At 26.5% G+C, this 23137-nt stretch carries 22 protein-coding genes; 12 read left to right on the top strand and 10 right to left on the bottom strand.

The annotated features are described in order from the left end of the window. Positions 1-13 precede the first annotated feature (13 nt). Positions 14-442, bottom strand: a complete 429-nt coding sequence (locus AVENP_RS05890) for a hypothetical protein (protein ID WP_128360358.1) — start codon at positions 440-442, stop codon at positions 14-16. A gap of 134 nt (positions 443-576) precedes the next feature. Between AVENP_RS05890 and AVENP_RS05885 the strand changes: the two genes are divergently transcribed. The 8 genes from AVENP_RS05885 to AVENP_RS05850 all read left to right on the top strand — a co-directional run bounded on the left by AVENP_RS05885 (position 577) and on the right by AVENP_RS05850 (position 9763). Then, positions 577-2199, top strand: a complete 1623-nt coding sequence (locus AVENP_RS05885) for a YcaO-like family protein (protein WP_128360357.1) — start codon at positions 577-579, stop codon at positions 2197-2199. 48 nt (positions 2200-2247) lie between these two features. Next, entirely contained in the window at positions 2248-2928 is a 681-nt protein-coding gene (locus tag AVENP_RS05880; protein ID WP_128360356.1) for a response regulator transcription factor, read from the top strand. Between the two features lie 14 nt (positions 2929-2942). Next, a complete protein-coding gene (locus tag AVENP_RS05875; protein WP_128360355.1) occupies positions 2943-4121 on the top strand; it encodes a sensor histidine kinase in 1179 nt (392 codons plus the stop codon). A 109-nt stretch (positions 4122-4230) separates the two neighbouring features. Then, positions 4231-6426, top strand: a complete 2196-nt coding sequence (locus tag AVENP_RS05870) for a PAS domain S-box protein (protein ID WP_128360354.1) — start codon at positions 4231-4233, stop codon at positions 6424-6426. Between the two features lie 85 nt (positions 6427-6511). Then, positions 6512-8086 (top strand): methyl-accepting chemotaxis protein, encoded by a 1575-nt coding sequence (locus tag AVENP_RS05865; protein WP_172664228.1) that lies wholly within the window; start codon positions 6512-6514, stop codon positions 8084-8086. A 22-nt stretch (positions 8087-8108) separates the two neighbouring features. After that, complete coding sequence (locus AVENP_RS05860) at positions 8109-8720, top strand: hypothetical protein (RefSeq protein ID WP_128358830.1); 612 nt, start codon at positions 8109-8111, stop codon at positions 8718-8720. Positions 8721-8786: 66 nt separating this feature from the next. Beyond that, a complete protein-coding gene (locus AVENP_RS05855; RefSeq protein WP_128358831.1) occupies positions 8787-9164 on the top strand; it encodes a DUF302 domain-containing protein in 378 nt (125 codons plus the stop codon). Positions 9165-9289: 125 nt separating this feature from the next. Then, entirely contained in the window at positions 9290-9763 is a 474-nt protein-coding gene (locus AVENP_RS05850) for a DUF2721 domain-containing protein (RefSeq protein WP_128358832.1), read from the top strand. Between the two features lie 19 nt (positions 9764-9782). Here the strand turns inward: AVENP_RS05850 and AVENP_RS05845 are convergent, their stop codons facing one another. Continuing rightward, on the bottom strand, positions 9783-10133 hold the full coding sequence (locus AVENP_RS05845) for a RidA family protein (RefSeq protein ID WP_128358833.1): 351 nt from the start codon (positions 10131-10133) through the stop codon (positions 9783-9785). Between the two features lie 111 nt (positions 10134-10244). On the opposite strand from AVENP_RS05845, the gene AVENP_RS05840 reads away from it, so the two are divergent. Then, positions 10245-10475: a transcriptional antiterminator Rof gene (locus AVENP_RS05840; protein ID WP_128358834.1), complete on the top strand. Its 231-nt coding sequence runs from the start codon at positions 10245-10247 to the stop codon at positions 10473-10475. Between the two features lie 27 nt (positions 10476-10502). Here AVENP_RS05840 and AVENP_RS05835 read toward each other — a convergent pair whose 3' ends face one another. Both AVENP_RS05835 and AVENP_RS05830 read right to left on the bottom strand, forming a co-directional pair. Next, a complete protein-coding gene (locus tag AVENP_RS05835) occupies positions 10503-12734 on the bottom strand; it encodes a methyl-accepting chemotaxis protein (RefSeq protein ID WP_128358835.1) in 2232 nt (743 codons plus the stop codon). 102 nt (positions 12735-12836) lie between these two features. Then, on the bottom strand, positions 12837-12980 hold the full coding sequence (locus tag AVENP_RS05830; RefSeq protein ID WP_172664226.1) for a hypothetical protein: 144 nt from the start codon (positions 12978-12980) through the stop codon (positions 12837-12839). Positions 12981-13213: 233 nt separating this feature from the next. On the opposite strand from AVENP_RS05830, the gene AVENP_RS05825 reads away from it, so the two are divergent. Beyond that, positions 13214-14035, top strand: a complete 822-nt coding sequence (locus AVENP_RS05825) for a ribonuclease H family protein (RefSeq protein ID WP_128358836.1) — start codon at positions 13214-13216, stop codon at positions 14033-14035. A gap of 65 nt (positions 14036-14100) precedes the next feature. Further along, positions 14101-15069 (top strand): aldolase catalytic domain-containing protein, encoded by a 969-nt coding sequence (locus tag AVENP_RS05820; RefSeq protein WP_128358837.1) that lies wholly within the window; start codon positions 14101-14103, stop codon positions 15067-15069. Positions 15070-15104: 35 nt separating this feature from the next. Here AVENP_RS05820 and alr read toward each other — a convergent pair whose 3' ends face one another. From alr to AVENP_RS05800, 4 genes are all read right to left on the bottom strand, one after another. After that, complete coding sequence (alr, locus tag AVENP_RS05815; protein ID WP_128358838.1) at positions 15105-16286, bottom strand: alanine racemase; 1182 nt, start codon at positions 16284-16286, stop codon at positions 15105-15107. A 128-nt stretch (positions 16287-16414) separates the two neighbouring features. Further along, positions 16415-17752 carry an alanine/glycine:cation symporter family protein gene (locus AVENP_RS05810; RefSeq protein WP_128358839.1) on the bottom strand — a complete coding sequence of 446 codons (1338 nt, stop codon included), beginning with the start codon at positions 17750-17752 and terminating at the stop codon, positions 16415-16417. Positions 17753-17898: 146 nt separating this feature from the next. Next, a complete protein-coding gene (locus AVENP_RS05805) occupies positions 17899-19137 on the bottom strand; it encodes an NAD(P)/FAD-dependent oxidoreductase (protein WP_128358840.1) in 1239 nt (412 codons plus the stop codon). 32 nt (positions 19138-19169) lie between these two features. Next, entirely contained in the window at positions 19170-19544 is a 375-nt protein-coding gene (locus tag AVENP_RS05800; protein WP_128358841.1) for a RidA family protein, read from the bottom strand. Between the two features lie 180 nt (positions 19545-19724). On the opposite strand from AVENP_RS05800, the gene AVENP_RS05795 reads away from it, so the two are divergent. Then, positions 19725-20372 (top strand): helix-turn-helix transcriptional regulator, encoded by a 648-nt coding sequence (locus tag AVENP_RS05795; RefSeq protein ID WP_128358842.1) that lies wholly within the window; start codon positions 19725-19727, stop codon positions 20370-20372. A 54-nt stretch (positions 20373-20426) separates the two neighbouring features. On the opposite strand, the gene AVENP_RS05790 is transcribed toward AVENP_RS05795, so the two are convergent. Beyond that, positions 20427-21485, bottom strand: a complete 1059-nt coding sequence (locus tag AVENP_RS05790; protein WP_128358843.1) for a tetratricopeptide repeat protein — start codon at positions 21483-21485, stop codon at positions 20427-20429. A gap of 1 nt (position 21486) precedes the next feature. After that, positions 21487-23094 carry a hypothetical protein gene (locus AVENP_RS05785; RefSeq protein ID WP_128358844.1) on the bottom strand — a complete coding sequence of 536 codons (1608 nt, stop codon included), beginning with the start codon at positions 23092-23094 and terminating at the stop codon, positions 21487-21489. Positions 23095-23137 lie beyond the last annotated feature (43 nt).

Genomic DNA, 23137 nt, shown 5'->3' with positions numbered 1-23137 from the left:
CCCTTTAAAATTTTTACGCTTCTTCCGTCACATAAAATGTAGTTTTACCATTTTTAGGGTCAAAATTTACACCATCTTTTGAGATATATGTATTTATAATTTTTCTAGCTTTTTTAAATGAACTTGCATTTCCTATCTCTTCTCTTTTGTCATCTGGTGTGATAACTGTTTTGTCATAACCTTTTGCAAATTTTTTGGCAACACTTGCATCTTTAAATGAATATTTAACTATCTCAATATCTCTTTTTACATCGATTGTTGCTTTTTTCTTTTCATCTTCAAATCTTAAAATTCTATTTCCATTTGATGAAATTTTCATTGTAGTTGCTGTTTCGATATCAACTGTGTCTTCAACGATTACATACTCTTTTCCATTTATTAATAATATTTCATCATCTAATTTTTTAATCTCTTTGATTATTGTTTTTTTACCTTTTGCCATTTATAAACCTTTATATATTTTCTATTGATTTCGTATTGTAGCTAATATTTACGCCCTATTCTTGGAATATAAAATTTTCAGCTATAATGAATACCTTTTATAGAAAAATTAACAAGAAGAAAGAACAAAATCAAATGAACTTATTATCAAAAAATAGCCCAGTAGAACAATCAATTAATAAAATGAAAGCTGTATTAAAAGATGTTGGTTGTGAAGCCTCATTTTCACAAGAAAAACACCCTTTAGAAAACTGCTTTTCAGTAAATTTAGCTTCAAATGAAGCACCAAATCACATCTATTCAAATGGAAAAGGAACAATCTCAGATGCTTCAATAGCTAGTGCTTATGGAGAATACATTGAAAGATTACAAACTAACAACTTTTTTATAGATTTCCATTTACCAAATAGAAAATATTATCCTGATGAAGTTGCTTTTGATTTTGGAGGAGATTATTTAAATCCTGAATTAAAAAATATTTATAGTGCAAATGGTGAACTTGAAGACAAAGATTTAGTGGATTTTAACAGCGATTATATGGACAAAATCGTAGCTTTACCATTCATCAAAGAATCAACAAAAGAAAAAACATATATTCCAATAAATATTTTAAGTAACCTTTTTGTGAGCAACGGACTTGCAACTGGAAATACAGCAAATGAAGCAAAAGTTCAAGCACTTAGTGAAATCTTTGAAAGATACGCAAAAATTGCTATCATCAAAGAGGGTTATGCACTTCCACAGTTTCCTGAAGAAGTTGTAAAATCATTTCCAAAAGTTTACAAAGATGCTCAAACTTTAAGGGATTTAGGTTACATAATCGAGATTTTAGATGCATCGCTTGGTGGAGTTTTTCCTGTAACGGCAATTTCACTAATAAACACTAAAAACAATACTCTTTTTGTATCTTTTGGAGCGCACCCTATTTTGGAAGTAAGTCTTGAGCGAACTATGACAGAACTTATGCAAGGAAGAGATTTGACAAATCTTGATGCCTTTGAAATTCCTACTTTTGATATGAGTTTAGTAGCTGATAGTTTTAACTTAGAAGCTCACTTTATTGATTCAAATGGAAAATTAGGTTTCCCATTTTTAAGCTCTAAAAAAAGTTTTGAATATGCTCCTTGGAAATATGAAGGAAATGGAAGCGATGATGAATACGCATTTTTACTTGATATTTTAAAATCTCAAGATAGAGAAATGTATGTAAGAGAATATACTTATTTAGATTTTTATTCTTGTCAAATGATTGTTCCAAATTTCTCAGAAGTTTATCCACTAGATGACATGGTTTATAACAACAAAAATAATGGAAAACTAATCCGAGATATGGTTTTAAACTTTGAAAAGTATGATACAAATGAGATTTTAGACACACTTGATAGTTTAGATGATTCACTTAATATGCAACTATATATTGGTGTTATTTTTGAAGAAAACTTTACAATGGGAGATTTTAAAGCTCAAATGTTACTTCTTTTAGAAGAGTATGATGATGCTTTAGAAATTTTAGAGTTTTCAAACAATAAATTTGGTCATTTAGTAGCTCAACTTCTTAGAATGCAAAATGATGAACTTGTATGGGAAGAGTATGAAACTGCATTAAATAATGTTTATGGAAAAGAAAAAATCCAAAAAGCAGTAGATGTTATTGAAGGTAAAGGCTTTTTAATAAATAGAACTTTACACAAAGATTATAACAATATGTTGTCAATGTTTGATAAATTAGAAGTTAAAAAATTGGCTTTTTATAAATAATATTAAAGTATAAATTATATAAGATTGTTGTACATCAAGGAGTAAAGTATGGATTTTTCTAAACAAAATATTTTAATTGTTGAAGATAATATAGAAACATTAGAAATTATGATTGAACTTTTTGAATCAGAATTTTCTACTGTTTTAAAAGCAACAAATGGAGATGAAGCTTTTGAAACTTTCAAAAATAACAAAATTGATGTAATCTTATGTGATATAAATATACCTAAATTAAATGGACTAGATACAATAAATAAAATTCGAAAAATTGATTATTCTATCCCAATTATAGTCATTTCTGCATATTCAGATAGTGATAATCTGCTAAAAGCTTCTAACAGCAATATACAAGGATATATTACTAAACCACTAACTTTGGACAAGATAGAAGAGATAATGGCTAAAATATTTTATCACCAAAATCATCAGTTGATAAATAATATTCAATTAAATTCCTCAACTATTTTAGATTTAGAAAATTCGCAAGTAATAGTTAATAATAAAGTTAAAAAATTGACTTATAAAGAAATAGAATTTATAAAATTATTATTACAGAAAAAAAACTCAGTAGTTTCATATATGACAATTGAACAAGTATTATGGAATGATGGCAAAATTATGACTAGCACAAGTTTGAGAACATTAGTAAAAAACATTCGTAAAAAATTATCTTGCGATATAATTGAAAATATTCCAAAGGTTGGATATAAGTTAGAAATTAAAAACTAATAATAAAGTTAAAAATGAAACAAAATCACTATTTAAAAACTGAATTCTATGAAAAAATTAAAAAAGATTCAATAATTTTTGATTTTTTAGAAGAAAACTCTTTAGATGGAGTATGGTATTGGGATCTTGAAAATCCTCAAAATGAATGGATGAGTCCTAAATTTTGGCAAGTATTAGGTTATTTACCAGAAGAAAAAGAACATTTATCTTCACAATGGCAAGAAATAATATTTCCGGAAGATTTAAAAAAAGCAACTGAAAACTTTTATAAACACTATGAAAATCCAAATTATCCCTATGATCAAATTGTACGATACAAACATAAAAAAGGACATACAATTTGGGTTAGATGTAGAGGAAATATAATTAGAGATGACCACGGGAAACCAATAAGAATGATTGGTGTGCATAATGATATTACAGAAGAAAAATATTTTCAAGAAAAACTTGAACAAAAAGTTGAAGAAGAGATTAAGAAACGATTTAAACAAGAAAGACTACTTGTTCAACAATCTAAAATGGCAACAATGGGTGAAATGATGGCTGCAATAGCACATAATTGGAGACAACCCCTTAATACAATTTCTCTACTAAGTGCTTCTATAACTAAAAAATTATTAAATTCTAAATTAACAAAAGATTATATTGATAACTGGATTATTAAAATGAATAATCAAGTAAATTTCATGTCTCAAACAATTGATGATTTTAGAAATTTCTATAAACCAGAGGAAAAATTCAAGGAAGTTTCCTTAAAAAAAATAATTTTAAAAGTAATATCTTTAATTAGTTTACAACTCAAAATAAATAACATAAAAATAGAGGTTAATATACAAGAACCAATTTTGCTCGTGTGTTTGGAAAATCAATTGCAACAAGCTTTAATCAATGTATTAATTAATTCAAAAGAAGCAATACTAAATAAAAATATAAAAAATGGAATGATTTTATTAAATGCTAAAAAAGATGATTCTTTTGTAAATTTAATTATTCAAGACAATGGTGGAGGAATAGAAAATGAAGAAAATTTTACATCTATATTTGAACCATATTTTACTACTAAAGCAAATTCACATGGAACAGGGATAGGATTATATATGACTAAAATAATTATCGAACAAAATATGAAAGGAAAAATAGAAACAAAAAATATAAATAACGGTTTTGAATTTACTATAAAAATCCCTATTTAATAATTTTATTAACAATTTAAAAATTATTTAATACAAACTCACAAATAAGTCACATCTTTTTTGTATTATTTTATTAACAATTATACAATTGAGGAAGGAATATTTTTTAATGCAAAATTGTAATTATTTTGAAAAATTTATCTTTGATACTAAAAAATTCAATATCTTAATCGTAGAAGATTCTTCTTCTATGATTAAGATTATTGATAATATTTTTTCAAATAATGGATTTAATACTTTCTTATCAACAAGTATAAAAGATGCAAGAGAAAAAATAAACTCAATAGAAATAAACTATATAATTTTAGATATTAATCTCCCTGATGGAAATGGTTATGAACTTATAAAAGAGTGGTCTTCATCAAAAACTAAAATAATAGTTCTTACATCACAAACAGATTCTCAATTAAGAGAAATTTCTTATCAAAAAGGGATAATTGATTTTATAAATAAAGATAAAAATTTTATATATAAAATTTCTGAAATACCTAATTTGATAAAACAACTTGAAAAAAATATAGCAAAAACAATTTTAATAGTAGAAGATTCTTTTGTTGTTAGAGAACAACTTAAAGATATATATGAAAATAGAAAGTATAAAGTATTAACAGCTTCAAATATAACTATTGCCTTAGACTTTATTAATACAAATAGAATTGATTTGATGTTACTTGATTTAGAATTAGAAAAAGAAAATGGTTTTGAATTTTTAATAAAAAATAAAAAGACAATTTTAGATGAATTAAAAATAAAAGTTGTAATTGTAAGTGGAAGTATTTCTTCTACTATATTAAGAGATGCTTTTAGATTAGGAGTTAGAGATATAATAAAAAAACCTTATGTAATAGAAGAATTAATTTTAAAAACTGATATGTTTATAAATGATAAAGAGATAGAAGATAAAATGGATTGTTCAAAGCAACTTCTTGAACAATATAAAAATACTGTAGATAGAAGTTCAATAGTCTCAAAGGCAGATACAAATGGAATCATAACTTATGTAAATGATGCTTTTTGTGAGATTTCAGGATATAAAGAAGATGAACTTTTAGGTAAATCTCATAATATCATAAAACATCCAGATACAGATTCTTCTATTTTTAAAAATATGTGGCAAGTGATTAAAGAAGAAAAAAGAACTTGGACGGGTATCATTAAAAATAAGAAAAAAGATGGTAGTGATTATTGGGTTCAATCAATAATAAATCCAATTTTAGATACGGATGGAAATATAATTGAATATATAGGAATTAGAACTGATATAACCCAAATAACTCAAGCTAAACAATACTTAAAAGAGCAATATAATATCTCTCAAAATAATTTCCAAGAAATTATGAATTTATCAAAACTTTATGAAAGTGCAATGGATGAAAGTAATATTATATTAAGAATAAATACAGAAGGAAATATTACATATTTAAATGAAAAATTTTATAAAATTAGTGGATATACCAAAGAAGAATTAATTGGACAACCTTATGATAATATAAAAAGAATATTCCCATTAAATGAAGATAACAATAAAATAATGAAGCATTTAAAAAGTGGTAAAATCTGGAATGGTCAAGTTCATAATATTTTTAAAGATGGAAAAATTCATTATTTTTTAGCAACTGTCATCCCAATTATAAATCTAAATGGTGAAATCCTAGAGTATATGAGTATTAGAAAAGAAATAACAGAAATTATAAAATTACATGAAGAAATAGAAGATACTCAAAGAGAAATTATTTATAAAATGGGTGAAATTGGAGAGAGTAGAAGTAATGAAACAGGAAATCATGTAAAAAGAGTTGCAGAATATTCAAAACTTTTAGCATTGCTATCTGGTCTTGATGAAAAAGAGTGTGATATTTTATTTACAGCAAGCCCAATGCATGATATTGGAAAAGTTGGTGTTCCTGATTCAATTTTAAATAAACCTGGAAAATTAGATGAAAATGAATGGAAAATTATGCGAAAACATACGGTTATTGGATTTAATATTCTTAAAAACTCAAAAAGAGAAATACTAAAAGCAGCAGCAGTTGTGGCAATGACACACCATGAAAAATGGGATGGAACAGGTTATCCACGAAACTTAAAAGGTCAAGACATTCATATTTATGGAAGAATTACAGCAATTGCAGATGTATTTGATGCATTAGGGAGCCATAGATGTTATAAAAAAGCATGGGAAGATGAAGCAATTTTTAAACTTTTAGAAAATGAAAAAGGAAAACACTTTGACCCTAAATTAATTGATTTATTTTTTGAAAATATTGATAAATTTAAAGAGATTCGAGATAGGTATAAAGATTAATATTTAAATAGAGGATTCAAATGAATACAAAATAAAAATATATTACAAAACGAAATGATAGATTACAAATTATAAGGAGATTATTATGTTTAATATAGGGAAAACAGAAGAAGAAAAAGGACGGTTAGTTGCAATGGATGAAAATTTTGCAATTATTTCATTTAAACCAGATGGTACAATAATACATGCAAATGATAATTTTTTAAATGTTCTTGGTTATAAATTAAATGAAGTGGTGGGGAATCATCACCGAATGTTCTGTAATAAAACATATACAACTACAACAGCTTATACAGAATTTTGGAATAATTTAGATAAAGGAATATCTCAAATAAATGAGTTTGAAAGAATTCATAAAAATGGTAGTTCTGTTTGGATTCAAGCTTCATATACTCCTGTAAAAAATAAAAGTGGAAAAGTAACTCGTGTTATTAAATTTGCACAAGATATTACAGAAGCTAAAAAAGTAATTGATGCTGTGAAAAAAGCTATTGAGTTAGCAAAAACAGGAATTATGAAACAAACTATAACTGCATCAACTAAAAATGAAGGTATAGAAGAACTTAAAAATGGTGTTAATGACTTATTTGAAATTGTATCTGCAAAAGTTGATGGGGATTTAAATAAAATATCAGAAGCTTTAATAGCTTTTCAAAAATTAGACTTTAGACATAGAATTACAGGAAATAATTTAGGAGAAGTATCTGTTGGATTAAATAGTCTTGCAAATGTTGTAAATGATATGTTAGTTGAAAATAAATCAAATGGATTAACATTAGATGAAAGCTCAGATATTCTATTAAGAAATGTAGATAAATTAAATATCAGTTCAAATGAAGCAGCAGCAAGCCTAGAAGAAACAGCAGCAGCCTTAGAAGAGATAACATCAAATATTAGAAATAATACGCAAAATATTCAAAAAATGGCAACATATTCAAGTAGTGTTACAAAATCTGCAAAAGATGGAGAGAATTTAGCAAACCAAACAACAGTTGCTATGGAAGAGATAAATGTTCAAGTAAATTCAATCAATGAAGCAATAACAGTAATTGACCAAATAGCTTTTCAAACAAATATTCTTTCTTTAAATGCAGCCGTAGAAGCAGCAACAGCAGGAGAAGCAGGAAAAGGATTTGCAGTAGTTGCAGCAGAAGTAAGAAATCTTGCAAGTAGAAGTGCAGAAGCAGCAAAAGAGATAAAAAATATAGTAGGAAATGCAACTTCAAAAGCCAATCAAGGTAAAGAAATAGCAAATCATATGATAAATGGATATAAAGAGTTAAATCAAAATATAACAAATACTATAAATTTAATTCAAGATATAGAGATGTCAAGTAAAGAACAGCTTACAGGTATAGAACAAATTAATGATGCTGTAAATAGTCTTGACCAACAAACACAACAAAATGCAGCTGTTGCATCACAAACACATGATGTTGCCATGAATACTGATACAATAGCAAAACTTATAGTTTCAAATGCAAATGAAAAAGAGTTTATTGGTAAAAATGATGTTAAAGCTAAAGAAATGAGATTAAACTCTTCATCTAATACAAGAACAAATCAAGTAATACATAAAACTGAAGTAAAAAAACCAGTAAAACAAGAGACAAAAATAGTTTCTAATAAATCTAATGATACGGAATGGGAAAGTTTTTAAACTTTTCCTAGGAAAAATATAAATGACTTGTAAAAATCGAGTAAAACCTCTTTTACTAAGAGATATAAAAACTGAAGCATTATTAGTATTTGTACGAACTACACTTGAAGATTATTTTTATCAGATTGAAAAACATGGATTTTATTTTCAATTAGGAAATGAACAGGATAATATTTTTGTTAGTTCACAGTTAAAAAAATTATTAGAAAACCTACAAGATACAGTTATTAATTCTTCGTATTTAAGAAGTTTAATAGAAAATGCTTCTAAAAATAATTCTTTAAAAATAATTGCAAAAAAAGAAGAATCATTAATGATTTATTACGATTCTATAGTAAAAGAAATAGAGAAATTACTAAAAAACGGAAATTTTTGGATACCTGAATTAGTTGTTATTTGTCTTTTAAGTGAATGGGTAATAGAAGAAGAAAAATCAACATATTTTTATCCTTATTTGAAATATTTTGATTATTTAGCGTTATTAAATTGTTATGATAATACTAAAATAAATCTTGATAATGAGAAAAAAGAGATAGTAATTAATATGTATAAAATTTCTTCAAAATTAATAGATAGATTGAAAAAAACTGAATATAAAATTAACACTACTAGAAAAAAAGTCAAAAGAAAATAATCTAAAATTAACATATAAAAATTAATTAGTTATAATCAGCAAAATTTATACAATAAAGGAAATTATATGCAATATATGGAAATGACTACAAAAAGTGTTCAAGAAGTTATTGATTCATTAAAAGAAATATCACCAAAATATAAATTTGGGATTCAACATATTCATAATATAACTGAAACTTTAAAATCAAAAGGCATTGAATTAGAAAATGAGTGTCAAATTGTTGATATTTGTAATCCTATAATTGCTGAAAAATTTTTAAGTGAAGATATGTCACTTTCTATTGTCATGCCTTGTAAAATTTCTGTTTACACACAAGATGGTGAAACAATAATAGCTATGAACTCTTTAGTTCAATTAGTAGATGATATAAATCCTGATTTAATCGAAATTGCACAAGAAGTTCAAGAGCAGTTATTAGAAATAATTGATGAGATAAAATAGAGATTATTTTGGAAATATTAAATAAAATATTTGAAATAGCTATTCTTTTATTTTTCATCTATATGATTATCAAATTTTTCAGATGCAAATTTGGAAAATGTAATATAAAATAAAGAAGAAATATAATGTTAACAATGATAGAAACAAGTACTGTAAATAGCGTTTCACAACTAATTCAACTCTCGGTTGCTCCTGTATTTTTACTAGCAGGTGTAGCTGGATTATTAAATGTTTTTGCAGGAAGACTTTCAAGAATTATAGATAAAGTTGATAAATTAGATAAATATGAAGATGAAAATCAACACCTTGATAAAAATAGTAAAATAATTAAAAAGATTGAGCAAAGAAGAGAATTTCTAACCATGAGAATGAGAAATACAAATCTTGCTATACTTTTTTGTACAAGTACTGGTTTATTAATTGCCTTAGTAATTGTTACTATGTTTTTAAGTGCAATATTTGAGTTTAAAGACTCTTTTTTTATTGTTATACTTTTTATTTCAGCGATGCTTTGTTTGATTACTTCTTTAATTTTATTTTTAAAAGAAATTTTCTATACAACCTCTTTTATTAAATCAAAAAAGAGTTATATTCCATAAAAAAGTAAAACAAAATGTTTTACTTTTTCACAGATGTAAACATGATTTCAACTAAAGTTTGAGGAGTTGACATACTAGCTTGTACGCAAATTCGTGCAGGTGGATTCTCTTTTGAAACCCATTCATCCCAAATTTCATTAAAATCTGCAAAATCCCTATCTATATCTTTTAAATAAATTTCGGCTCTTAAAATATTTTCTTTATCTGTATTGGCTTGTTCAAAAAGCTCTTGTGCAATATTTAATACTTCTTTTGTTTGTCCTTTAACATCAAGTGTTTTGTCATTTGGGACAATACCAGCAAAATATATAACACCATTATGCTCAACAATTTTACTCATTCTAGTTCCAACTATTTTTCTGTTTATCATAATAACTCCTTTATATGTGAGTGTCTTAAGTATATCATTTTAAAATAAGAAACCATTTATTAATTTAATAAATACTAAAATTGCGTTCAAATTGAAAATAAGGCTTTTTATATGTACACTCCAATTTCATGTGAATTTTTTGACCAATTAAATGTGGCAATGCAAAGAAAAATTCCCTCAACTGTTGTTTATTTAGAAAATAATGAAAAAAAAACTATAAAAGGGTTAATTGAAACTATGAGTGTAATTGATGGAATAGAATATTTAATTATGAATAAAAAAGAGAAAATAAGACTTGATACTGTTTTAACTTTTAATGGAAGACGACATAAAGAAGAGTAAAAGAGCAAAAGCTCTTTTACTTTTATATTAAAATGAATTTTTGCCGTTAAACTCTTTTGCATCTGCTTGAGCAATAATTGTATTTGAAATATCTAAAGTTTCTTTAGATATTTCATTAGCTTCAGAAGCATTTTGTGCATTTTGTTGAGTAATTTGATCTAAATTATTAACAGCATCATTTATCTGAACCATACCAATTGATTGCTCTTTACTAGCTGTTGTAACATTTTCAATTAACTCTAAAGTTGTAGATATATTTTTATTTAAATCAGAATATCCCTCTATCATATTAGAAGCAATATTTTTACCCTCTTGAGTTTTTACCTGTGCATTTGAAACTAACTCTTTAATTTGTTTAGCTGCTTCTGCACTTCTACTTGCAAGGGTTCTTACTTCTCCTGCAACTACAGCAAAACCTTTTCCAGCTTCTCCTGCTGTTGCTGCTTCTACGGCTGCATTTAATGAGAGAATATTTGTTTGAAATGCAATTTGGTCAATAACAGTTATTGCTTCATTTATTGCACTTGTTTGTGCATTAATATCTTCCATTGAAAGAACTGTTTTATTAGCTAAAGCTTGTCCTAAAGAGATTGATTCTTTTACTTTAATTCCATAATTAGCCATATTTATAGCAGTTTGAGTATTATTTTTAATATTTGAAGTTATCTCTTCTAAAGAAGCAGCTGTCTCTTCTAAAGAAGCTGCTTGTGAATTTGCAGCTTTTGCAATTCCTTGCATATTTTTGCTTAAGTGATTTGCATTAGCACTTAAAGTAATTCCTATTCTTTTATTTTCTAATAAAGTTTGAGTAATAACATCACCTAAAATATTTACATCTTTTTCAAGTTCTTTTAGGATGCCTTCAAGATTATTTTCTGCTAATTTTGGTCTAAAATCAAGTTTTGAATATGAAGTTAACACTCTTAATATATTTGAAATATTACTATTTAAAGTTCCTAGCATTTCATTAATGATATTTTTTAGTTCATTTAAAGAAGGATTGTTTGAGCCAACTTCAATTTTTTTATCTAAATGACCTTTATTAATTGCATTAGTTACTCTAATAGCATCTGCAATTAATTCTCTATCTTTTTGAATATTTATTTTAGTATTTTCAATATTTTTGTTAATTATTTTCGACATTTTTCCTAATTCATCTTCTGAATCAACTTTAATTAACTCAATATCATCTTTTTCAAAATTAATAAATGCAAAGAAATTTTCAACACCTCTCTTAACAGAATCAACATCTATTAAAATAGTAAAAGCAATTGTTCTTGCTAATATCATAGTTAAAGCAATACCAAATACACTTAAAAATCCAAAAACAATCATATTATTTTGTGAACTATTCATCTCATCATCAATAGTAGTAATTAAATCATTTGCAATAAAATTTTCTACTTTTTTCAATAAGTCAATTTTCTCTGTGATTGTTTTAAACCAATATTGAGGTTCAATTGCAAAGTTTGAATCAAGATCACTATAAAGTGCTATTTTTCTCATTCTTTCAACTTCAGCAATTGATTCACTTTTCATAGTGTCATTATAAAACTGAACTACACTTAGATCACTCACTTTTAAGAAAGAATCTAAATATGCATTTTGCTCAGCAATTAATGTATAAAATTTTGATTTCATACCAGCAGCAAAATTATTTCTTGAAAAAGTATTTGTACCAATTGCACGCTCAATTCCTGCTCTTTCTTTTGACAATAAGAAGTTCATATAAGATACTAATTCTTGAGATACTTTTGCATTAGTTGATAGTTTTGTGATTGTTCCAATAACATTTAATAATAAGGTGTTTGCTTTTGTGTAATATTCAATGGCTACAGGAGTTTCAATTGAAAGAGAAGATACATTTGTTCGAATGTTTGATAAGTTTGAAAGTTGCTTTAATCCATTATTTAGATTTTCACTAAACTCTGAACTATAAGCATCTTTATTAAATTTGTTTAAAAATAGATTTAAATCTTTAATTTTTTCATCTACACTTATTCTTTGTGTAGGTAATTCTGATTTAAACTTTTCACCTTTACTTCCTAAAAATCCTGCTGTCATACCTCGCTCTTTTTGAGTTTCATGAACTAATGCACCAATTTTTGTTGAAAGATTTACTACAGCATCTAAACTTTTTAAGTTCTTTGATGTGTAATATGAATCGAAAGCGAGCTTTGCTGCTAATAATATAACTACAGTCAAAGGAATCATCATAATTAAAATCAACTTTTGTTTTATAGATAATTTATTGAGCATTACTTTTCCTTGAATTTTTCTAATATAGTAACATAATTGTTATTATATTAATTTGATTTATATCAAATAAAGGATTTTAGGGAGTTATACGGAATAATTATATTATTTTCTTTCACTAAGAATTAATTTTGTTTTTTCTATGTTTAATCCAGCTTTTGAACTTGCGTCCTCTAAACTTTCATTATTTTTTAAAAGTCTTAATAAAACTTCGATTTTTTTGTTTGTTTTTATATGTGTAATTGACATATGATTTCCTTTTTTTTCTTCAATTTAATGAAGTAATTAAAAAGATAAATTATGAGCTTGTTGTCTAGATGAGTAATATTAACGCTGTGGGTAATCAATAAAAGGCAAATAACAGATGAAACTCGATTCATCTTTAGTGCCTACAGTCTAACAGAATAAAAAAATAAAAGCAAGGGTTATAGTATATTTAAGTACAATTCTTTTCAAATTAAAAAATATAAAGAAAATAAAATATGAAAATAGACAATAGTTTTATCCAATTAATTTCACATAAAGATATACTAAATAAAGAACAATTTAAAATTCTAGGTTTAGATTATCCCCCTGTTGAGAACTGGAAAAATCAGGCTTTTGATAAAGAAGTTTCAAAAAATGATATGAATTTACTTATGCTTTTAAAAGGTGATTTAGCACTAAAAGCACAAGAGCAAATAATAAAAAATTATCACATGGTTTTAGAGTTTAATAATATAAAAGTAAAATCAGTTTATGAACTTCCAAAAGAGCAAATAAGTGAAAAAAAAGTTGAAATAAATGAAGATGATGAGTATATTAGAATTTATTGTGATGGAGCATGTTCTGGAAATCCAGGAAATGCTGGAAGTGGATTAGCTATTTATTCAAACAAAAAAAATCCTGTTTTACTTTATGGAGCTTACGAAGAAGAGGGAACAAATAATATTGCAGAATTAAATGCTTTACATCAAGCTTTATTAATTGCAAAACAAACAAGTAGTGATAATATTATCTCTATTTTTTCAGATTCAAAGTATGCAATTGATTGTATTACAGTTTGGGCATATGGTTGGAAAAAAAATGGCTGGAGCAAAAAAGGTGGAGAGATTAAAAATCTTGAACTAATAAAAGAGGCTCATCAATTATATGAAAAACTAAAAGCAAAAATAGAAATAAATCATGTAAAAGGTCATGCAGGAGTTGAGGGAAATGAACTAGCTGATAGAATGGCTGTTTATACAATAAAAGCAAAAAATAAGAATTTTGCTTTTTATTCTTACAATAAAATAGATGAAGTTTTAGGCATGAAATCTTATTAAAGATATATTTGATAGCCTTTTAGATATTATATGCGTAATTATTAAGAAAAGAACAAGGAACAATAATGATTGAAAAAAAAGGTTCAATACTAACAGTTAGAGAAGATATAAAAGTTTTCGATTGTACAATCAGAGATGGTGGATTAGTGAATAACTACCATTTTAGTGATGCTTTTGTAAAAGCACATTATGATGCTTGTTTAGCTGCTGGTGTTGATTATATGGAAATTGGTAAAAATGTATCTACAACAATTATGAGTGAAAATGAGTATGGTCCTTGGAATTTCTGTAAAGAAGAAGATATTAGAAGAATTGTTGGTGACAATAATACTAACATGAAAATTGCAGTAATGTCTGATATTGGAAGAAGTTTAAAAGAAGAGTTAAGACCAAAATCTGAAAGTGTTGTTGATATGATTAGAATTGCAACATATATTCATCAACTTCCAGCTGCAATTGAGCTAATTGAAGATGCCCATGCAAAAGGTTATGAAACAACTGTAAATATTATGGCTATTTCAAAATCATTTGATGATGAACTAGATGAAGTATTAGCACAACTTGCTAAAACACCTGTTGATGTTATTTATATTGCTGATAGTTATGGTTCTTTTTATCCAGAACAAATCAAAAAATTAACAGAAAAATATTTAAAAGTGGCTGTTGATTCAGGAAAACAAATAGGAATTCATGCTCATAATAATATTCAATTAGCTTATGCTAATACTTTAGAATCAATGATTTATGGAGCTAGTTTTCTTGATGTTACAATTTCAGGATTAGGAAGAGGTGCTGGAAACTGCCCACTTGAATTATTAATTGGTTTCTTAAAAAATCCAAAATATAAATTAATGCCTGTATTAAAATTTATTGAAGAGTTTATCGTTCCACTTGAAAAAGAGTTAGATTGGGGATATAGTATTCCATATATGTTAACTGGACAACTAAATGAACACCCAAGAGCTGCAATGAAAGCTAGGGATGAAAAAGATACAAAATATAGAGAGTTTTACAGAAACTTACTTGCAGAATAGTTTTTATTCACTCAAAAAAGCTAATCTAAAATAGATTAGCTTTTTTTATCACTTATCATTAACACATAATCTTTAAAATAAATTTCTTTACCATCTTTTATATATAACCTAGGAACTCGTTTATCTATCATACAAACAATTTCATAATTAATTGTATTTAATAAATCTGCAATACTATCTATTGAAATTCCATTTGAATCATTTCCTCCAAATAAAACTACTTCATCTCCCATTTTAACATCAAGACCTGTTACATCAATAATACATTGATCCATACATATATTTCCAATTACAGAAACTATTGAACCATTAACTAAAACTTTTCCTTTACCTGATAACATTCTTGTATATCCATCTGCATAACCTATAGGAAGAGTAGCAACTAATGAATCTTTATCACATTTGTATTTTAAACCATAACTAACTCCACTACCAGCAGCAAGTTTTTTTACTTGAGATATTTTTGCTTTTAAACACATAACTTCTTTTAATTTAACAGTTTCGTGATTTACCTCTTTTGAGGGATATAAACCATATAACATGATACCAGCTCTAACCATATCAAAGTTAAATTCAGGCAAATCTATAATTCCTGCACTATTTGACACATGTTTTATTGGAATATATAGACCTCTTTGTTCTAAACTATTTACAATATATTGATATTTTTTTACTTGTTGTTTTGTGTATTCTTTATCAAGTTCATCAGCTGTTGAAAAGTGTGTAAAAATACCTTCAATAACTAAACCATCAAGCTTACTCATTTCAAGTATTTCATCTATTGTTTCTTCACTAAAAACCATACCTAAACGATTCATTCCACTATCTAATTTAATATGTACAACTATTTTTTTATTTAAAAAAAGTGCTGTATTTGAAAATTCTTTTGCTTGCTCTATTGTATAAATTGTTTGAATAATATTATGTTCAATAACTTCTTTGGCAAGATTTTCAGGTGTATATCCTAATATCATAGTTTCAATATTTGGAAAAGAAGTTTTCAATTGTATTGCTTCTGATAAAGTAGCAACTGCAAATCTATCTGCACCATTTTCAAGTAATGTTTCAGCAATAGCAACAGCACCATGACCATAACCATCAGCTTTGATAACTGCTGTAATTTTTGAGTTTTTATTTGTAACTCTTCTTACTTCTCTCATATTGTGAGCTAAATTATCTAAATTTATTTCAGCCCATACTGGTCTTGATAATTTCACTTGTATTTCTCCTATTATCAGATAATAAATTATTATTCTTATAGAAGTAATAAAAAGAACACTACAACTTTTTATTACTTTTATAAAAATATGATAAATCAGAAGGAAGAGTTACTTCCTATGATTTATTAAATTTTAGCTAAAGGGTCATGAAAATATTTATTTGTTTCTTCAACAATTACTTTAGATAACAATAATAATGCTATTAAGTTTGGAATTGCCATTAAACCATTTGCCAAATCAGAGAAGTTCCATACCATTTTTAACTCTGTTACTGAACCTACCATAACAAATACTAAAAACATTACTCTATATATTTTTACTGATTTCTCACCAAAGGCATATTCAAATCCTTTTTCACCAAAGTATGACCATCCAAGTAATGTTGAATATGCAAAAAATACTGTTGTTATAAACACAATAATTATTCCTGTATCACCTAAGAAAAATTCAAAACTTTTTAATGTTAATAATCCAGCACTTCCACCCTCTAACCAAACAGGTGCCATTAAAATAATAGTTGCTGTCATTGTACAGATAATTAATGTATCAATAAGTGTTTGTAACATTGAAACTAACGCTTGTTTTACTGGACAACTTGTTTGTGCTGCTGCTGCAACTATTGCACTTGAACCTAAACCAGCTTCATTAGAAAATAGTCCTCTTGAAACACCCATTCTAATTGCAGCTGCAACTGCTGCTCCTGCAAAACCACCAGCTGCTGCAAAAGGTGCAAAGGCATGACTAAAAATTAATCCAAAGGCAGTAGGCACTCTATCAAAATTAGTAAAGATAATAAAAAAAGCTGTACAAATATATAATAAAACCATTACTGGTGAAAAGTATGAAGTGAATTTACCCATAGATTTAATACCACCAAGGATAACTGCACCTGTAAGCACAACTAAAATAAATCCTGTAATCCAAGTAGGAATATGAGCTTGATCTAATAGTACGCTAGAAACAGCATTTGCTTGTGTCATGTTTCCTGTTCCAAAAGATGCTATGATTGTAAAAATTGCAAATGCCATACCAAGTTTTGGCATGTCCAATCCTTTACTAATGTAATACATTGCACCACCTTTGTATCCATTAATTCCCTCTTCTCTATATTTCACAGCTAAAATTGCTTCAGAATATTTTGTTGCCATTCCAACTATTCCTGTAATCCACATCCAAAATATTGCACCAGGACCTCCAAGTGCAATTGCAGTTGCAACACCTACAATATTTCCAATTCCTACAGTTGCTCCAAGTGACAGCATCAATGCTGAAAATTGTGAAATATCACCTTTTGCATCTTCATCTTTTTTAAAAAGAATTTTTATTGCATGAAATAAAGCTCGTACTTGTAATGCTCTTAATCTTATAGTCAAAAATATACCTGTTCCCACTAATAAAACGAGCATGGGCGGTCCCCATACAAATGATGATAGTGAACTGATTACATTGTTAATTGTTTCCATATCTTTTCTCTCCTTAGATATTAAAATAAAATAAACTATTTAAAGTTTATTACATAGCTAACTAAACAAGCGTTTAATTACAATATAAATCCGATGATTAATATAATAATCAAACATCAAATGAAGAGATCTCTCTTCATTTAATACTATCCTTGAAAAAAAGCAGAAAATAATAGTACATCTACATTTGTTTCATTTCTCTTATCTATTGTAATTACATCACTTATTATTTTCCCAATTGCAGGAGCAAATGTGATTCCGAGCCATCCAAGTCCAGTTGCATGAACTAAATTGTTATAGTTTTCATCAAATCCAAGAATTGGAATATCATTTGGAGTAAGTGGTCTAAAACCTGTCCATTCAATTTGTTCTCTCATTTCAAAAGCATTTGTATACATACCTAAATTCTTATGAATGCTATCAATTTGTTTTCTTACTACATCAGGATTTGTAGTACCAAGTTCTAGTTTTGAAGTCATTCGAACTGTATTTCTTCTTGGAGTCATTGCAATGAATAAATCAGCAAATAAAGATGAAGTTTTTGGTTTTAAAGCATCATCCATTTTAAATGTGATACTGTAACCTTTTGCAGGTGTCATCATGAATTTGTTTTTTGCTTGTTTTGCTAAAGTATCATCAGCACCAGTTGATAAAACAAATGTTTCAGCTTCGTATGAACCTTTTGAAGTATGAATTTTACTAACTTTTGAACCTTGGAATTCTAATTTATTTACTTCTTCATTTAAAAGAAATTCAACACCTTTTTCTTGTAAATATTTTTTTAATTCCAACATAAATTCGCCAGAATCAATATGTCCATTTTCTTTTAATAAAATAGAACCAATAACCTTATCATTCAGTATTGGCATATACTCTTTTGTTCGCTCTTTTGAAAGAATTTCATAAGCCTGAGGATCTTCACAATGAGCAGCTTTTGCATCAAAAGTTTTTTGCTCTGTATAAATCATTAAAAGACCATCTTTACAAAAATGAAAATCCATTCCATCTTCTTTCACCATTGATTCATACATATCTAAACTTATTTGTCCATATCTTTCAAATAAAGCTAATGTTCTTTTTAATCTATCTTGATTTGAACTTGCTGCAAATTTTAAAAGCCATTTGTATAAATGTAAATCTAATGTAGGATGAACACTTGCAGGTGATTCACCTTTTAACATTAGTTTTATAGTATCAGGAATTGCTCCTGGTGCACTTAAAGGAGCTTTTTTAAAAGCAGATAATAATCCTGCATTACCAAACGATGTACCATTTGTAATATCATTTTTATCAATTACAGTTACAGATCTTCCACTTTTTTGTAAACAATATGCTGACATAAGTCCAATACATCCAGCACCAACAACAATAACGTCTTTTTTCATTTCATTTCTCCATTAATATTTATAATAACTTTTTATCTTTTTGCAATTGCTTCGATTTCAATCAACGCATCTTTTGGTAATCTTGATACTTCATATGTCGCTCGTGCTGGATATGGTGCTGTAAAGAATTGTCCATAAATTTCATTTACTACTGTAAAATCTTCAATATTTTTTAATAAAATAGTAGTTTTTGAAATATCTTTCATTCCTAAACCAGCCTCTTCTAAAATATATTTAATATTTTGTAAAGATTGTTTTGCTTGAGAAGCTATATCTTCCCCTGCAAATGCACCTGTAGTTTCATCAATTGGTAATTGCCCAGATACAAATATGAATCCATCTTTATCTACAGCTTGTGAATATGGTCCAATTGCACTTGGTGCTTTAATTGAGTTAATAGCTTTCATTTTAATCCTTTTATGATAATTTTCTTTCACTAAAAGTAGTATATAATAAAAATTTATCAATGTAAATAGTTTTTATCACAAATTAATAAATTATTATTACAATAAAAATTTATTATTAGTAGTTGACAATTTAATCTTATTTCCTTATAATAAAAATAATTAAGATATTAAGGATATTTTTTGAATCAATATATTAACAAATTTATTTCTATTGCTGACTTTTTAGGTGAAGTATTAGGAAGTAACACAGAAATTTTAATACACGACCTAACAGACTATAAAAAATCTATTGTTTACATAATAAATGGTCATATAAGCAATAGAAAAATTGGAGATCCAATTACTGACTTAGTTTTAGAATTTATGGCAACGGAATCTAAAGGAAACAAGCAGTTTATAGCTAAATATAATTCAAAAACGATAGAAGGTAGACTTTTATACTCTTCAACATACTTTATTAGAGATAATTCAAATAAAATAGTTGGAGCTTTATGTTTAAACTCAGATTATCATGAAGTTAAAAAATCATTATCATTTTTAACTTCTCTTCTTCCAAATTACGTTGATGATAAGATTTTATCAATTAACAATATAAAAGAAAACCTAAATTCTGACCCCCAAGAATTAACACTTAATAAAATTGATGCCATCATAAATGAATTTGATATAGTGCCAAGTAGAATGACAACAGAAGAAAAAACTGATGTAATTGCTGCTTTAAATGATTGTGGTATCTTTAATATAAGAGGTTCTGTTCAAGAAGTTGCAAATAAACTACAAATGTCTGAACCTTCAATATATAGATATATCAAAAAAATTAAAAATTAATTAGTCTTAAAGTAAGTATTACTGATAAATAAGTTAAATATTCAAGTTTTAGAATCATTTATATTCTAAAACTCTTTTTGGAATTTTCACTTCTTTATTATCTTGTTTCATAAGATTTATATATTTCCCATAGTTTTTTTTTGCTTTTTCTTTATTCCCTAATCCATCATAAGCATCTGCAAGATTTAGGTATGCAACTATTCTATTTGGGAATTTTTCTATGATTTTTTCTAAAAGGAAAATTGCTTCATTATTTACGTTTTTTTGTTGTAGGTAGTAGGCTATATCGTTATATTTTTGTACTGTTTTTTGATTTAGTTCTTCATTTTTTAAAATTTCATTTAGATTTTCTATTGGAAGATTAGTTTCTTTTTTTTCTTTTAGATTTTTTAGAACTTCATTTAAATTTAATTGTATTGTATTTGATATTTCTTCTTTTTTTATATTCCAACTCTGTTCTTGTGCTATCCATTTATCTCCTACTAATACTTCTATATTTGCTTTTTGTGTTAGCTCTTTATCACAAGTCCCAGTTTCATAGAGTCTATTTAGGATTTTCTCTTCATTGAAGTAAGGATAAGAAAATTGATTACTATCTGGGTCATCAACAATGTCTCTTTGAAAATATTCATTACCATAAAAATATTTATTTACTATTTCTAAATTTTTAGTAACTATTCCATTATCTATCTCATAAACATAAGGTTCAAAGTGAATAAACCATGGATTAACACTACTATTACTACCAAATTGAGTTTGAACAAATACTAAAACTTTTCTCTCTATATTACAAGTTAAAGTAATTACTTTTTGCCCATAAGGATTAAATTCATTTTGCTTGAATAATAATTCTTTTTTTTTATTGATAGTTATAAATGTTGATAATGATTGAGTATTGAGGAGAATTCTACCTTTAATATCTTCTTCACCATCAGTATTAATCCATAAATTATTCTTTTCAAAACTTATTTCTAAATCTTTTGTTGTATAACTTGGCAATAACTTTTTTTCTGTTTTAAGATATGAATTATCAATTAATAGAGAAATATTTAATTCATTTGCATTTATGATAATTTTTGTAATTAAAGATAATATTATAAATATTTTTTTCATTTTATAATCCTAAGTAATTTTTTATTGTATTAAATTTTATTGTTCTATCAGAATGTCCTTCTGATTCTCTCATCCATATATTAAAGGTTGAATTCAAATAATTATAAATATTTTTCTGATTCTGAGATAGTTCTAAATATTCAGAAGATGTTTTAATATACCATCCATTTATACTTAAACTTACTGCATAAAGTACATCTTGTGTAGTTCCTAAATCTGCAAGAGTATTAATATTTCTATACTCTCTTGTTTTCCCTTGCGTTGTCCAATACCAGCAAGCTGATTCAACTGCATATTCCATATTTGTTTTTATCTCATCTCTATGTGTTTCATCATTCTCAAAATCTTTTATATCATTTGGATTTTTACTATTATGCATTAAGGTGTAGTTTTTGTAATTATCTCTTCCTGTTATTTGAATAACTCCTCTACCTCTAAATGTATATCCATCTCCTGAATTTACATCTCCATTACCATTTTCATTAGCATAAACTAAATTGAAGAGCTCAGGTTGCACTGCATATTTTTGATTATTTGGAAAATAAATATTATTTCTATTGGCATCCTCATCTTTAGGATATAGTTTTTCTAATTCTTTTTCGTATACTCTATATTCACTTTGGTCTCTTGCTGCAATTTTTTGATAATATATTCCCTCTTCAAATTTTGTAAACCCACCACTTTCATGTGCAGCTTGAGCTAAAAAGTGCGCAACTCTTAGGCAAGTGTTTATCTCATATTGTTCACAATATTTATTTAATGCATCAAGTAAAGCTTGATCATTACTTGCTTGTATACATCCCATCGCAATTAACATCTCTTTAGTTATTTTACACTTTTTAAATGCTTTTACCAAACCAATTGCATTTATATGAAATACTTCATCACTTTGGGGAAATCCTTCTATTTCTTTACACTTTTCAAACAAACTTAGATTTTTTATCCTTTTTTTCTCTATTTCTAATATTTTGATATACTCTTCTTTATTCTCAAATCTATTATTATCTATCTTTTTTATTATCTTCTGTATCTCATCGACCATATTTATTTTCTCATCCCATTCACTTGAATGTTTTACTATATATTTTGAGCTTACTTCTTTTATATCTTTATTTATTACTGCTTGTTTTATCTCATAAGGTTCTAATTTTCCATTATTATCTTTATCCACCAAATCAAACAACTCTTTATACATATCATTTATTTGGATATCTTCTTTTATATTATTATCATACATTACTTCTAGATTTTCAAATATTGATATTTTATCTTTTGATTCTACATCTATTATTCTCGCCCATTTTAAGTTTTGTGGCACATTCTCTTCTTCTGTTATATTCTCTACGTATCTTTTTAGATTATCATCTGCTATTACTTCTAAGTGCAAGCATTTTTCATTTTCTTCATTATTTATATTATATTCACCTATTAAGCCTATTATTTCCCCTGCTTTTATCTCTATTGGTATTTCTAGAATATCTATCTCATTTATTTTTTCTCTTTTTAGTATTTCACCTATATTTTCAAAATATCTGATTTCTTCTTCTTTATTTACATTTGAGTTATGAATTGTTAAATTTTGAGACAAGTCTATTTCTTGATTTTTCACATACAATACTTTTGCTCTATTCTTTTTCCAATTCCCATCTACT

The organism is Arcobacter venerupis (genome assembly GCF_013201665.1).
Classification (GTDB): domain Bacteria; phylum Campylobacterota; class Campylobacteria; order Campylobacterales; family Arcobacteraceae; genus Aliarcobacter; species Aliarcobacter venerupis.
Note: the sequence above shows the minus strand (reverse complement) of the source record. Positions and strands in the feature narration are given on the sequence as shown.